This is a genomic window from Streptomyces sp. NPDC020845 (assembly GCF_044334165.1).
In the GTDB taxonomy this organism is placed as follows: Bacteria; Actinomycetota; Actinomycetes; order Streptomycetales; family Streptomycetaceae; genus Streptomyces.
The window spans coordinates 251,280-266,003 of sequence record NZ_JBIRSJ010000016.1; the positions used below are offsets into that span (position 1 = coordinate 251,280).

General features: G+C 69.9%; 6 protein-coding genes. All 6 read left to right on the forward strand.

From position 1 onward, the window contains the following. Positions 1–63 precede the first annotated feature (63 nt). The 6 genes from ACH4U7_RS38340 to ACH4U7_RS38365 are packed head-to-tail and all read left to right on the forward strand — an operon-like array spanning position 64 to position 14,715. Positions 64–1,932 carry a glycoside hydrolase domain-containing protein gene (locus ACH4U7_RS38340; RefSeq protein ID WP_398532382.1) on the forward strand — a complete coding sequence of 623 codons (1,869 nt, stop codon included), beginning with the start codon at positions 64–66 and terminating at the stop codon, positions 1,930–1,932. Next, positions 1,929–5,570 carry a beta-galactosidase gene (locus ACH4U7_RS38345; RefSeq protein WP_398532383.1) on the forward strand — a complete coding sequence of 1,214 codons (3,642 nt, stop codon included), beginning with the start codon at positions 1,929–1,931 and terminating at the stop codon, positions 5,568–5,570. Before ACH4U7_RS38340 ends, ACH4U7_RS38345 begins: the two co-directional genes overlap by 4 nt. Next, entirely contained in the window at positions 5,567–9,322 is a 3,756-nt protein-coding gene (locus ACH4U7_RS38350) for a beta-galactosidase (RefSeq protein WP_398532384.1), read from the forward strand. Before ACH4U7_RS38345 ends, ACH4U7_RS38350 begins: the two co-directional genes overlap by 4 nt. Further along, positions 9,322–11,325 carry a glycoside hydrolase family 31 protein gene (locus ACH4U7_RS38355; RefSeq protein ID WP_398532385.1) on the forward strand — a complete coding sequence of 668 codons (2,004 nt, stop codon included), beginning with the start codon at positions 9,322–9,324 and terminating at the stop codon, positions 11,323–11,325. The genes ACH4U7_RS38350 and ACH4U7_RS38355 overlap by 1 nt, the downstream gene beginning before the upstream one ends. A gap of 9 nt (positions 11,326–11,334) precedes the next feature. Further along, positions 11,335–12,555 (forward strand): SGNH/GDSL hydrolase family protein, encoded by a 1,221-nt coding sequence (locus ACH4U7_RS38360; protein WP_398532386.1) that lies wholly within the window; start codon positions 11,335–11,337, stop codon positions 12,553–12,555. Between the two features lie 9 nt (positions 12,556–12,564). Continuing rightward, positions 12,565–14,715: a GDSL-type esterase/lipase family protein gene (locus tag ACH4U7_RS38365; protein ID WP_398532387.1), complete on the forward strand. Its 2,151-nt coding sequence runs from the start codon at positions 12,565–12,567 to the stop codon at positions 14,713–14,715. Positions 14,716–14,724: the final 9 nt, after the last annotated feature.

Sequence of the window (14,724 nt, forward strand, 5' to 3'; positions counted from 1 at the left end):
CCTCCCCGGGGGCCTGCCGGGAGCCACGCCCGTGCACGTCCGTAAGAGAGGGAACACAGACCCATGGCACGTACGTCCTCACTCGTCGCCGGCTTCGTCGCGGGTGTCGTGGTGGCCGCGAGCACCACCGCGATCGCCGTCACCGGTACGAGCACCGATACCGCCCTCGATTCCAAGGCCACCACCACCTGGCTGACCGTCAAGGTCGCCGATGCCATGGGCACCAGAGACACCATCACCTGGGTGCCCACCGGATCCTTCGCCAGCTCCGCGGAGGAGCGGGTCCCGCGCTACCCGATGACAGCCATCCAGGGCAAGGACACCAAGGAGCTGACCCTCTCCGCCGTGCGCAACGAGCAGATCTCGGCGCAGCTGGCGATCGCGTCCGGCGAGGATCTCGACAACGTCAAGGCCGTGGTCGGCGATCTCACCGGACCTGGCGGGGCGAAGCTGCCCGGAGACGACGCCCAGGTCCGGTTCGTGAAGTACGTGCCCGTGCAGCGTTCCAAGAGCGAGGTCGGCTGGTCCGCCACCATCGACCAGGTCAGCTCCGGCAAGGAGGTCTCCGGAGACCGCAACCCCGATGTGGTCGGCGACCCCCTCGAAGAGCGGTCCTCCGTGGACGTGCCCGCGTACGCGGCGCAGCCGCTGTGGTTCACCTTCCATATTCCCAACAAGGCCAGGCCCGGCGCCTACAAGGGTACGGTGAAGGTCGAGGCCGACGGCCGCACCCAGGCCAGTTACCCGCTGACCATCGAGGTCGCGGACGCGAGCGCGCCCGACTCCGATGACTACAGCTTCTTCCTCGACGTTTGGGCCCAGCCGGAGACCATCGCCCAGGCACACGGTGTGAGGCTCTGGTCCGACAAGCACTGGAAGCTGATCGAGGCCTACAGCCGCGACCTGGCTTCCCGGGGCCAGAAGGTCATCAACACCACCATCGTCGACAACCCCTGGCACCATCAGTGGTCGCTGGGCACCCGGGAGTCGCAGACGGCCACGCCGTACTCCAGCATGGTCGGCTGGACGTGGGACGGGAAGTCGTTCTCCTTCGACTTCGGCCGCTGGGACAAGTACGTCCGGACCGCCAGACACGCCGGGCTCGGGCCCGACATCGGCGCCTTCTCCATGCTGGCGTTCCAGGACAAGGAGCACCTCACCTACACGGACACCCGTACCGGCAAGACCGTCTACGAGAACGTCGATCTGGGCGGGGACCGCTGGCGGGAGGCGTGGGGGGCGTTTCTGCCCGCCTTCGAGAAGCATCTGAAGGCGAAGGGCTGGCTGGAGAACACCTGGCTGTCTTTCGACGAGCGCCCGATCGACACCATGAAGGTCGTCAAGGACTTCGTCCACGAGGTCGCGCCGGTCTTCGACGACCGTATCTCCGTCGCCGGGTCGATCAGCACGGAGGGCGTCGCGTCGAACCTGTCCGTCGACTGGGGCGGCATCGACGCGATGACGAAGGAGAAGGCGGCGGAACGGCGCGCGGCCGGAAAGATCACCACCTTCTACGTGTACGGTTCACCGGCTCACCCGAACACCCTGTCGTACTCTCCCGCCGTGGAGTCACGCATGCTGCCGTGGATCTCCGCCCAGCGGAATCTTGATGGGTTTCTGCGCTGGTCGTACAACAGCTGGACCCGCGACCCCTTCAATCAGCCGGTGCATATCTTCACCCAGGGCGACGAATACCTGGTCTACCCGGGCAAGGACGGGCCGATGTCCAGCATTCGCTGGGAGCAGTTGAAGGAGGGCATCGAGGACTACGAGCTCATCGCCCGGCTGAGGAAGAAGGAAGGCGGCGCCGCCGACAGCGACGCCCTGACCGAAGCCCTCGCCACGGCGACCCGGAACCTCGACGGCCGCACGAAGGACGTCACCGACATCGAAACCGCGCGTGCGGCCGTGGTGAAGGGGCTGACGTCATGAGAGGGCGATGGCGCCCTCTGTTGCTCGCCACGCTTCTGGCCGTCATTCCGCTGACGGGTACGGGCGCCGCGACACCGGCTCAGGCGAAGCCGCAGGCGCAGGAGCACACGGTCACCTACGACCAGTACTCCGTGAAGGTCGACGGCGAGCCCCTGTACATCTGGGGCGCCGAGTTCCACTACTTCCGGCTGCCCAGCCCCGACGCGTGGCGCGACGTGCTCCAGAAGATCAAGGCGGGCGGATTCAACGCGGTCTCGCTGTACTTCGACTGGGGTTACCACTCGGCCAAGCCCGGCTCCTACGATTTCACCGGCATCCGGGATGTGGAGCGGCTGCTGGACGAGGCCGAGCGCGCCGGCCTGTACGTCATCGCCCGCCCCGGCCCGTACATCAACGCCGAGGTCTCCGGCGGCGGCTTCCCGGCCTGGCGGAAGACGCGAAAAGGTGTGAACCGCACATCCGAGGCCGACTATCTGGACGATGCGCGCGAGTGGATGAGCCGGATCAACCGGATCATCGCCCGCCACCAGTTCACCCGTGGCACCGGCACGGTGATCCTCTACCAGGTCGAGAACGAGTACCAGGGCGGCCGCGCGGACGCCGACTACATGCAGACGCTCATCGACTGGGCGAAGAGCGACGGCATCGATGTGCCGACCTTCGTCAACGACGGCGGGGCCAACAAGAACTGGGTGAGTGGCAAGGGCGCCCCCGACATCTACGGCTTCGACGCCTACCCGCAGGGCTTCGACTGCTCGCAGCCCGACGCCTGGAAGAACCTGCCCGACTATTCCCATGTCAACGACTGGAAACCCGAGTCCCCGCTGATCATCCCGGAGGCACAGGGCGGCGCCTTCGACCCCTGGGGCGGTACCGGGTACCAGGACTGCGCGCGGCTCACCGGCACCGACTTCACCCGGGTGTTCAGCAAGATGAACATCGCCGCCGGGGTGAGCGGCCAGTCCTTCTACATGACGTACGGAGGCACCAACTGGGGCTGGCTCGCCGATCCGAACGCGGTGTACACGTCGTACGACTACGGGGCCGCGATCAACGAGTCCCGTCAGCTGACCGGCAAGTACCAGGAGTTCAAGCGTCTCGGGTACTTCGTCAACTCGGTCCGCTCGCTGGCGCGGACCGACAAGGCCGAGGTGCCCGCTCCTTCCGATGAGGCACTGCGCGTCGACCGGCGGGTCAACCCCGACGACGGCACTCAGTTCTTCACCGTCCGGCACGCCGACACACGGGTGAAGGACAAGGATGAGACCACTCTGTCCCTGACCGGCGCGGACGGCGACTATCCGCGCGTGCCGCAACAGGGCACGATCACGGTCGACGGCCGGGACGCCAAACTCCTCGTCGCGGGCTACGACCTGGGCGATCAGCGGCTCGTCTACTCCACCTCGGAGATCATGACGCACGCCCGCGTCGGCGATCGTGACGTGGCGCTGCTGTACGGGCGCAAGGGCGAGGCCGGTGAGACCGTGCTGCGGTACGCGAAGCGGCCGAAGGTCACCGTGCTCGACGGCGATGTCACCACCGCCTGGGATGCCGCACGCGGCGATCTGCGGCTGAACTACACCCATGACGGCCTGGCCCGAGTGCTGGTGAACGGCCTGGAACTGCTGATCGCCGACACCGCGGAGACCGCCCACTGGTGGCGGCAGGACACCGCCGCGGGCCCGGTCCTCGTGCGTGGCCCGTCCCTCGTCCGTACGGCCGAACTGGACGACGGAACGCTGAAGCTGACCGGCGACTCCACCGATGCCGCGAAGATCGAGGTCATCGCGGATGCCACCAAGGTGACGTGGAACGGCCGCGAGACCGCCGTCACCCAGGTGCCTCGCCCCCTCGAGCTGCCCGAGCTGACGACGTGGAAGTACAAGGAGGAAGCGCCCGAGTCCGCCCCGGGCTTCGACGACTCCACCTGGACCACCGCGGCCAAGCTCAGCGCCAACAACGCCGAGCTGGACGGATCGCTGCCCGTCCTCGCGATGGACGAGTACGGCTACCACCACGGCGACGTCTGGTACCGCGGCCGGTTCAAGGCCACGGGGAAGGCCACCGCGATCGTGCTGAACGCCAACACCGGCCCGACCGGCCAGTACGCGGTCTGGCTCAACGGCAGCTACCTCGGCAGCTCCGGCGACGGTGCGCACACCTTCGACATCCCGGCGGGGACGCTCGAGGCGGAAGGCGACAACGTCCTCTCCGTACTCGCCGAAAACGCGGGCCACAACGAGGAATGGGGCCACGACTACTCGAAGGAACCACGCGGCCTGCTCGGCGCCGAGGTGATCGGCGGGGCCACCACCCTCACCTGGAAGATCCAGGGCAGCCGGGGCGGCGAGAACCCGGTCGACACCGCGCGGGGCCCGTACGACAACGGCGGGCTGTACGGGGAGCGGGCCGGCTGGTCGCTGCCGGGTTACCCCGACAACGGCTGGAGTCGCACCACCCTGTCCGGACAGACCGGGAAGACCGGGCCCGGCGTGCGGTGGTATCGCACCACCGTCGGGCTCGACCTACCGCGGGACCAGGACAACGCGATCGCGCTGGATCTCGCCGAACCCAAGGGCGGCAAGACCGACTATCGCGCCCAGATCTTCGTCAACGGCTGGCTGATCGGCCGCTACCTGGCCGACACCGGGCCCCAGACGCGGTTCGTCATCCCCAAGGGCATCCTGCGCGAGCAGGGGACCAACACCATCGCCCTGGCCGTCTGGTCCACCGACAAGGCCTCGGGCCCCGGTTCCGCGACCCTCGTCGACCTCGGCGCGACGGCGGGCGGGATCAAGGTCCGTGCGGTGGACGCGCCCTCGTACGACGCCAAGACCTACGCCATGCCGACATCGGGCGCCCGGGTCACCGTCGGCGCCGAGCCGTTCCTGAGCACCGGCACGGCCACTGAGGTCCCCGTCACGCTCACCGTGCCGAAGGACGCGCCGACCGCTCGGAGCGTCAAGCTGGACCTGACCGTGCCGGACGGCTGGACCGCGACCACCGACGACACCACCCGTCTCGACCGGGTCCGGCCCGGCGACACGGTGACCGCGACCTATACCGTCACCCCGCCCCGCGACCCGGTCCATTACGCCCTCCTGTCCGCGACCGCGGAGCTGACGCAGACCGGCCATCCAGGTGCCGTCACCGGTCAGCGGGGAGTGCAGGTGCCCCCGCCAGGGCTGTCCGCCGACGCCTATGTGAGCGACCTGACCTGGGTCAAGGCGGTCAACGGCTGGGGCCCGGTCGAGAAGGACGCCTCCAACGGGGAGTCCGCAGCGGGCGACGGGCGGCCGCTCGCGATCGGCGGCACCACGTACGCCAAGGGCCTCGGCGTGCACGCGAACAGCCAGATCCGGGTCTACCTCGGCGGCGGCTGCACCCGGTTCACCGCCACCGCCGGGGTGGACGACGAGGTCGGCGACAACGGCAGCGTCTCCTTCCAGGTCATCGCCGACGGCCGCTCCCTCTTCACCAGTCCGGTGCTGTACGGCTCCGGCGGCGGCGCCGCCGTCGACGTGGACGTGACCGGCGCCCGCTGGCTGGACCTGCTGGTCGACGGTGACGGCGATGTCTCCACCGACCACGCCGACTGGGCCGACGCCAAGCTGACCTGCGCGGGAGGCACCTCGTGAACCTCGTCCGTTTTCCCTCCTCTTCTCCCTCCCCTTCCGGCCTCGCGCGAGCCGACCGGCTGCGCTCCGCGCTGGCCGGAGCACTGGCCGCCGTGCTGCTGACGGTCCTGTCCGCGGCGGTGCCCGCCCACGCCACGGGCACAGCCGCCGAATCCACCAAGGCCACGCCGCACACGGTCAGTTACGACAAGTACTCCGTCAAGGTCGACGGCGAACGACTTTTCGTATGGTCCGGAGAGTTCCACTACTGGCGGCTTCCCAGCCCCGACCTGTGGCGTGATGTGCTTCAGAAGATCAAGGCAAGCGGCATGAACGCCGTCTCGATCTACTTCGATTGGGCCTACCATTCCCCCGCCAAGGGCCGCTACGACTTCACCGGCGTCCGTGACGTCGACAAACTGCTCGACATGGCCGAGGAGGCCGGGCTCTATGTCATCGCCCGCCCCGGACCGTACATCAACGCCGAGACGGACGGCGGAGGCTTCCCCGGCTGGCTGATGACCCAGAAGGGACAGGCCCGCTCCACCGACCCCGAATACCTCGACGCCGCCCGCGAGTGGCTCCGGGAGATCGACCGGATCCTGGCCCGCCGCCAGGTCACCGACGGCACCGGACCGGTGCTGCTCTACCAGGTCGAGAACGAGCTGTACGACCCGGATGGCCGGAACTACATCGTCGAGTTGAGCAAGCAGGTGCGGGCCGACGGCATCACCGTGCCCCTCGTCGGCAACGAGCCGATGCCGCAGTACGCGGGCGGTGAGGGTCTGGACTTCGTCGGCGAGCTGGACCAGTACAACTCCTTCTGCAAGGGCGAGTGGTGGCTGCCCGCCCTCAAGCGGCAGCAGGACGACGCACCGCTGGCGATCTTCGAGGCGGGCACCGGCTGGTTCCAGACCTGGGGCGACACGGGCTACGAGAAGTGCCGGGAGAAGATGGGCCCGGCCTACCAGGAGATCGTCAACAAGCACGAGGTCATGCAGGGCACGACGATCGAGAACCTCTATATGACCTACGGCGGCACCAACTGGGGCTGGCTCGCCGACCCGCGGCAGGTCTACACCTCGTACGACTACGGCGCACCGATCAGCGAGCCGCGCCAGACCGGCGCCGACTACGACGAGATGAAGCGGCAGGGCCTCTTCTACACCACCACAGGACCACTCACCGCCACCGATCCGGCCGACGCGCCCGCCTCGTCCAACGATGCCGTGCACATCGAAGCCCGCGCCAACCCGGACACCGGCACCCAGTTCCTGTACCTCCGGCACGGCGACCCGATGGCCGGCGCCGACGCCACCACCACCTTCGACTGGAAGACCCCGGACGGCACCTATCCGGTCACCGCACGGCTGAACGGGAAGACCGGCAAGATCCTCGTCGCCGGCCACGACCTCGGTGGCCGGCAGCGGCTCGTCTACTCCACCAGCGAGCTGCTGACCAGCACACGGATCGGTGACCGCACGCAAGCCGTGCTGTACGGCGGCGAAGGCGACCCCGGGCAGACCGTGCTCCGTTACTCCGCCAAGCCCAAGGTCACCGTGGTCGACGGCAAGGCCGACGCGACCTGGGACGCCGAGCGCGGCGACCTGAAGCTGGACTACACCCACTCCGGTCTCACCCGGATCCTCGTCCAGGGCGGCGGCCGCCCCGATCTGCTGCTGCTCATCGGCACCGACGACCAGGCCGCCGATTTCTGGCGGCAGGACACAAAGGCGGGTCCGGTCCTGGAACGCGGCACCGAGCTGGTCCGTACGGCATCCGTCACCGGCCGGACGCTCGCCCTCACCGGGGACGCCCGGAAGGCGGGGCCGCTGGAGGTCTTCGCACCGCCCGGCGTACGGAGCGTCACCTGGAACGGCGTACCCCTGAAGGTGAAGCCGACCGGGTCCGGCAGCCTGCTCGGCACGGTGCCCGGGCCGAAGGACGTCACCCTGCCTGAGCTGACCGGCTGGAAGACGTCCGCCGAAACCCCCGAGGCCGACCCGGACTTCGACGACTCGTCCTGGACATACGCCGACAAGCTGACCACCGACAACCCCACCAAGCCCGGCACTCTGCCGGTGCTCTACCAGGACGAATACGGCTACCACTACGGCTATGTCTGGTACCGGGGCCGCTTCAAGGCCACCGGCACCGAGAAGTCACTGTCCCTCGCCGCGAACGCCACCAACCCGGACACCGGCTCGGCCGCGGTGGGCGCGTACTCGGTGTGGATCAACGGAAAGTTCGCCGGCACGAGCAAGACCGGCCGCCGGACCTTCCCCCTGGCCGACGGTCTGCTGCGCAAGGGCAAGGAGAACGTGATCTCCGTCCTGGTCGGCAACATGGGCCACAACGAGGACTTCACCTGGAACAGCGACGACCACAAGCAGCCGCGCGGCCTCACCACGGCGTATCTCGCCGGCTCCGACGCGCAGATCACCTGGCGTATCCAGGGTGCCCGGGGCGGCGAAGAGCCCGTCGACACCGTGCGCGGGCACATGAACAACGGTGGCCTGTACGGGGAGCGTTCGGGCTGGACACTGCCCGGCTACCCGGACCGCTCCTGGGACGCGGCCACGCTGCCGACCAGTGACACCACCCCCGGTATCGCCTGGTACCGCACCACCTTCAACCCCAAGCTGCCCAAGGGCCAGGACGTGTCGGTCGGCGTCACGATCGCCGACAACCCCGACCGTGACTACCGCGCCCTCATCTATGTCAACGGCTGGCTGATGGGCCAGTACGTCAACGACACCGGCCCGCAGCACACCTTCCCCGTTCCAGGCGGCATCCTGCGCGCCGACGGCAAGAACACCATCGCCATCGCCTCGTGGAGCGAGGACGCCAAGAGCGGCGGCCTGGGAAAGGTGGGTCTCACCACCCTCGGCAATGTCACCTCCTCGCTGCGGGTGGCCGATGTGGCCGCTCCGGCCTACGACGCCGCCACCTACGCCGACCCGGCCACCCCGGCGCGGATGACCGTCGACGCCCCCGACACCGTCGAGCCGGGCAACACCTACCAGGTCACGGCGACGGCCTCGGTACCGGACAACGGCAAGACGCTCAGCGACCTCACCCTGAGCCCGAACCTGCCGGACGGCTGGACCGCGACCCCGGCCGGCCCGGTCCGGCTCGGCACCCTGGAACCCGGTGCCTCGGCGAGCGCGAAATGGACCATCTCCGTGCCGTCGGCCCAGAAGACCGGCACCGTCGCGATCGTCGGCGCCACCGCCGCGTTCACCCGGCGCGGCAAACCCGGCTCGGCGGCCGGGGAAGAAATGGTGGCGGCGCAGCCACCGCCGCTCACGGCCGGCGAACACTACGTCAGCGATCTGCCGTTCCAGTCCAGCAGCAACGGCTGGGGCCCGGTCGAACGCGACCAGTCCGTCGGCGAGAACGCCCAAGGCGACGGCCGGCCGCTCACCCTGCACGACACCGTCTACGAGAAGGGCCTCGGTACGCACGCCGCCAGCAGCCTCCAGGTGTGGCTCGGCGGCACCTGCACCACCTTCCACGCGGCCCTCGGCCTCGACCAGGAGACCTACGGCCGGCCCGACGGCCCGGCCACCGTCACCTACACCGTCCTCGCCGACGGAACACCCGTCTACGAGAGCGGCACCGTCGACCGGGACACCGCGACGAAGAGGATCGACGTCGACGTAAGCGGCGCGCGCCGGCTCGAACTCGTCGTCTCGGACGCGGGAGACGGCAACGCCCTCGACCACGCCGACTGGGCCGACGCCAAGCTGACCTGCGGCGGCGGTGCCTGATGGCCGGCGTGAGACGGACCCTCCGCCGCTGCTCGGCGGCGCTGGCCCTGGCCGCCCCGCTGCTCGGCGCGGCCCCGGCAGCCGCCGGAACCGGGACGATCACCCTCGCGACACCAGGCTACGAACTGCGCGTCGCGACGGACCGGCTGACCCTCACCACGGTACGGGCGGGCCGGACCGTCCTGGCCACGGCGGCGGGGGCGTTCCGGTTCCGGATCGGCGGTGACTGGTACCTCGTCCGGGAGGTCACCGGCAGCGCCCGCGACGGCGACACCCTGCGCGTCACCGCCGCCACCGATCTGCCGGGCGTCACCGTCGACCTGAGGATCACCCTGCGATCCGACCGGTACGACGTGACGTGGTCGCTGTCCGGGGCGACCGCGGACGCGCTCAGCACGGCATACGACCTGAACAGCGCCGGGCACTGGTACGGGCACGGCGAGAACGGCGACCAGACAATCCAGCCGTGGCCGCTGGACTCCGGGCAACTGGTGGACACCGGGTTCAGCCCGGCGTCGTACCAGGTGGTGTCCCCCTTCTGGTACACCGCGAGCGCCACCGGGCTGCGGGTGGACACCGGTGAACCGATGGACGTGCGCATCAACTCCGGCGGCAACGGGCTGGGAGAGTTCACCGTCACCGGAGAGCGGCCCGCCGCCTCCACCGTGTTCGTCGAGGACACCCCGGCCGAGGTGTACCGCGACCACATCGGACTGGTCGGCAAACCCGAGCGCTCCGACACCCCCTACGAGCAGTACGCCACCCCGCTGTGGAACTCCTGGGCCCAGCTCTACACGGAGCAGAACCAGGACAACGTCATCGACTGGGCCCGTTCGCTGGCCGAGGCGGGGCTGGACGGGCACGCGGTACAGGTCGAGGAGAGCGTGATCGCGGCCGACTTCGGCGAACGCTTCCCCGATCTGCCCGCCCTGTCCAAGGAACTCGGCCGCCTCGGATTCGACCTCGGCATGTGGACCGGCCTGTACATGCCCGAGACCGCCGCCGACTTCGCCTACGCCGTCGACCACGGGTATCTGCTGAAGGACCGCTCCAACTCGTCCCAGCCATGCCTGTTCACCTGGTGGAACGGCCGCCGGACCGGGCTGATCGACCTGGCGAATCCGGCCGCGCGGCAGTGGTACACCGAGGATCTGAAGACGCAGACGCGCGAATCCGGAGTGGCCGGATTCAAGTTCGACACCGCCTTCTTCGACGACCGGTGCGCGCCCTACCCGGGAGCGACCCGTGCCGACTACGTGACCTACGGCACCGAACTGGCCGACGAGTTCGACCAGCAGGGGGCGGGGCTACGGGTCGCGTGGAACGCCGCGCAAGCCAAGGGCTTCGCCACCCGCACGGCCGACAAGCCGGCCACCTTCGGGGGCCTGCGCGCCTCCGTCTCGGCCAACCTGGCCGTATCCACGGTCGGTTACCCGTTCGTCGAGACCGACATGATCGGCGGCTCGCTCCTGTATCCGCCGCCCACCAAGGCGGTCCTGGTCCGCTGGGCACAGGCGGCTTCCCTCATGCCACTCATGTACGCGTCGACCTCGCCCACCGGTGTACGGGACGCGACGACCGGCGAGTGGGTCGGCTATGACCGGGAGACGGTCCGGCTCTACCGCGCGGCCATCGCCACGCACGAGCGACTGGCCCCGTACATCTGGGACCAGGTGCGGAACACCGTCAAGACCGGCGATCCGATCATGCGGCCGCTGTTCTTCGACTTCCCGCAGGACGAGCGGTCCTACACGGTCTCCGACGAGTGGATGCTCGGTCCGGCCGTGCTGGCCGCGCCCAAGCTCGACGAGGGCGCTACCCGGGACATCTTCCTGCCGTCCGGAGTGTGGCGGGACGTGGGCCGCGGCACGGTCGTCCACGGCCCCGTGACACTCAAGGACTACGCGGCGCCCCTCGGGATCACCCCGGCGTTCGTGAACCTCAAGGCCAAGGGCGCCGCCAAGGCGTACCAGGCGCTCGCGCGTACCGGCGCGGAACGGTAGGGGCGGCACATGCATGCGATACGCGGCAGGCTCGCGGCATTGCTCCTGGCGGTCTCGGCCGTTGTGGCCGGGACGGTGGCGCCCGCCGAGGCCGGTCAGCAGGACGATCGGCGCGGCTGGACGGGGACCTGGGCGACGGCGGCCAGCGAGCACTACGAGGTCTCGGGGATGTCCGAGGTGACGGTACGGATGCCGGTGCACACCAGCGTCGGAGGTTCCTCCGTACGCATCCGGCTGACCAACGCCTACGCCACCGACCAGGTGACGATCGGGCACGCGACCGTGGGCCTGCGCGACGGCGGTGCCGCCGTCGCCCGTCCGTACGACCTGCGGTTCGGCGGGAAGCGCACGGTCACCATCCCGCCGGGCGGCCAGGCTGTCAGCGATCCGGTCGGACTCGCCGTACCGGCCCTGGCCGACCTGGTGGTCAGTCTCCATCTGCCCGGTCAGGTCACGCACATCACCGATCACTGGTGGGCGCAGCAGACGGTGTACTGGACGGACTACGGGGCGGGCGACCACGCCGCCGACACCGCCGGTGACGCCTACACCTGGACCACCACGAGCTGGCCGTTCCTCAGCGGCGTCGACGTGACCGCGCCGAGAACCGGGTCGGTGGTGGCGCTCGGCGACTCGATCACCGACGGGTCCTTCTCGACGGCCGATACCAACCAGCGCTGGCCCGACCTGCTGTCCGCCCGGCTGAACGCCTGCCTGCCCGGCGCCGGAGTGCTCAACGCGGGCATCACCAGCAACCGGATCACCGCCGGGACCGCGACGAAGCCCTCGGCCCTGGACCGGCTCGACCGGGACGTGCTCTCCCAGCCGGGGGCGCGGACCCTGATCCTCTTCGAGGGGATCAACGATCTCGGCGGGGCGAGTGCCGAGCAGATCATCGCCGGGATGACGGAGATCGCCGACCGGGCGCACCAGCGCCGGATGCGGGTCGTTGCCGCCACGATCACCCCGTACGAGGACTTCACCTGGGGTGGTTGGACCGAGGAGACGGAGGCGCGGCGGCAGCAGGTCAACGCGTTCGTCCGGGACTCCGGCGGGGTCTTCGACGACTACGCCGACTTCGACCGGGCGGTCCGCGACCCGGCGGACCCGCGTCGGCTGGGCGCGGCGTACGACTCCGGTGACCACCTCCACCCCAACGACGCCGGAATGAAGGCATTCGCCGACTCCATCGACCTGACCGAGCTCGGCCTCGGCCGCGGCTGTTCCTGAGGAGACCCCGTGTCCAGACCCCTTGAACACCTGTGGGGGCAGCGAAGATTCGCGGCCCTGGCCACAGGCATGGCGGCCACCTTGGCAGCCCTGCTTCCGGCGGCGCCGGCCGCGGCCGAGACCCAGCAGCCGGAGTGGACGGGGACGTGGGGGACCGCTCAGCACGCCTCGTACGACCCGGGCACCTCAGAGGTGACGGTTCGGATACCGGTGCGGGTGAGCGCCGGCGGATCGAGCGTACGCATCCGCCTGACCAACGACTTCACCACCGAGCCGGTGACGATCGGACACGCGACCGTGGGGCGCGGGGACGGCCGTTCCGCCGTCGCGACCCCGCACGAACTGCGGTTCGGCGGCAAGGCGGAGGTGACGATCGCAGCCGGGGAACAAGCGGTGAGCGATGCCGTCCGGGTCCCCGTGCCGGCCCGCAGCGACCTGGTCGTGAGCCTGTACTTCCCCGGCCGGCTCACTCATATAAGCCAGCACTGGATGGGCCTCCAGACCGTCTACTGGACGCCGGACGGCGGCGGCGACCACGCCTCGGACGCGGACGGGGACGCCTTCGCCAAGACCGATTCCACCTTCCCGTTCCTGACCGGTGTCGATGTGCGGGGCGGTGACACGGCGGGCACCGTGGTGGCGCTCGGCGACTCCATCACCGACGGCGCGTCTTCTACGGCGAACGCCAACCGGCGCTGGCCCGACTATCTGGCGGGGCGGCTGTCGGCCTGTTCGTCCACCGCGGGGGTGCTGAACGAGGGCATCAGCGGCAACCGGATCACCGCCGGAACCGACGGCAACCCGTCGGCGCTTGACCGGCTGGAGCGCGACGTGCTGTCCCAGCCGAACGCCCGGACGGTGATCCTGTTCGAGGGCGTGAACGACCTCAGCTGGGGCGGCGCCACCGGCGACCAAGTGATCGACGGCATGAAGGAGATCGCGCGGCGGGCGCATGCCCGGGGGCTACGGGTGGTCGGCGCGACCGTGGTCCCGTACCGGGGCTGGGGCGACTATTGGACGGAGGCCAAGGAGGCCGACCGGCAGCGGGTCAACGCGTTCATCCGCGACTCCGGCGGCGTCTTCGACGGGTACGCCGACTTCGACAAGGCGGTCCGGGATCCGGCCGACCCCACCCGGTACGCCGCCGCGTTCGACTCCGGTGACCATCTGCATCCCAATGACACCGGGATGAAAGCGTTCGCCGACGCGGTCGACCTCACCACCCTCGGCGCGGCCCGCGACTGCCCCTCGGCCCGCGTCCGGCTCACCCCGTACCGGCCGACCCTGGAAGCCGACGGCGACGGCACGAAGATCACGTCGACCGTCACCAACACCGGGCCCACAGCGGTCACCCGGGTCAGCACTCGCCTCGATCTCCCCGACGGCTGGTCCGCCGAACCGGCCGGCAGCGCGCGGATACGCTCCCTCGCCCCGGGCGACAGCGCCACCGCCACCTGGACGGTGACCTCCGCGGCCGACGCGGCCTGGGGCACCCACCAGATCGGCGTGCGCACCTCCTTCCGCCAGGACGGCCGGACACGGCACGACTCCGACAGCGTGGACGGCACGGTGACCCCCGTTCCGTCCGAGGTGCGGCCTCCGTATCTGACGACCGCCACCACCACCGAAGAGGCACAATACGCGCAGAACGGCGGCCAGTTCGCCATATGGGCGGGCGGCCAGGACCTGTCGGGCTGGAAGGACGAGAAGGCGGCGGTCTACCTCGCCGACGCCGCGCCGCCGTCCGGCACCGTGACCGCCCGGGTCGCCGGTCAGAGCGGCAGTGGCCCGTCCGCCAAGGCCGGGATCGCTGTCGCCAACGACCTGACCGCGGCGGAGAAGGGCGGCTACGCCGTGCTGACCATGTCGGCGCGGTACGGCGTGGAGTTCATGACCGACAGCGACGGCGACGGCCGCCTGGACACCTGGGCCGGCGGCGGCGACTCGTACCACCCCGCCTGGCTGCGGCTGGTCCGCGACGGCACGACGTACACCGCGTACGCCAGTGCCGACGGCACCGCCTGGCAGCGGGTCGGCACCGCGACCGTGCCGTCGGCGAGCGGCAGCGGCGACGCCGGCCTGGTCGCCAGCGCCGTCAACCTCAACTATCCCGGCCAGACCACCACAGCTGTCTTCGACTCCTTCTCCGTCACCGAGTGAGAGGCACCT

Coding starts and splice junctions, on each gene's coding strand:
- ACH4U7_RS38340 (WP_398532382.1), top strand. CDS start 64: ATGGCACGTACGTCCTCACTCGTCGCCGGCTTCGTCGCGGGTGTCGTG.
- ACH4U7_RS38345 (WP_398532383.1), top strand. CDS start 1,929: ATGAGAGGGCGATGGCGCCCTCTGTTGCTCGCCACGCTTCTGGCCGTC.
- ACH4U7_RS38355 (WP_398532385.1), top strand. CDS start 9,322: ATGGCCGGCGTGAGACGGACCCTCCGCCGCTGCTCGGCGGCGCTGGCC.
- ACH4U7_RS38360 (WP_398532386.1), top strand. CDS start 11,335: ATGCATGCGATACGCGGCAGGCTCGCGGCATTGCTCCTGGCGGTCTCG.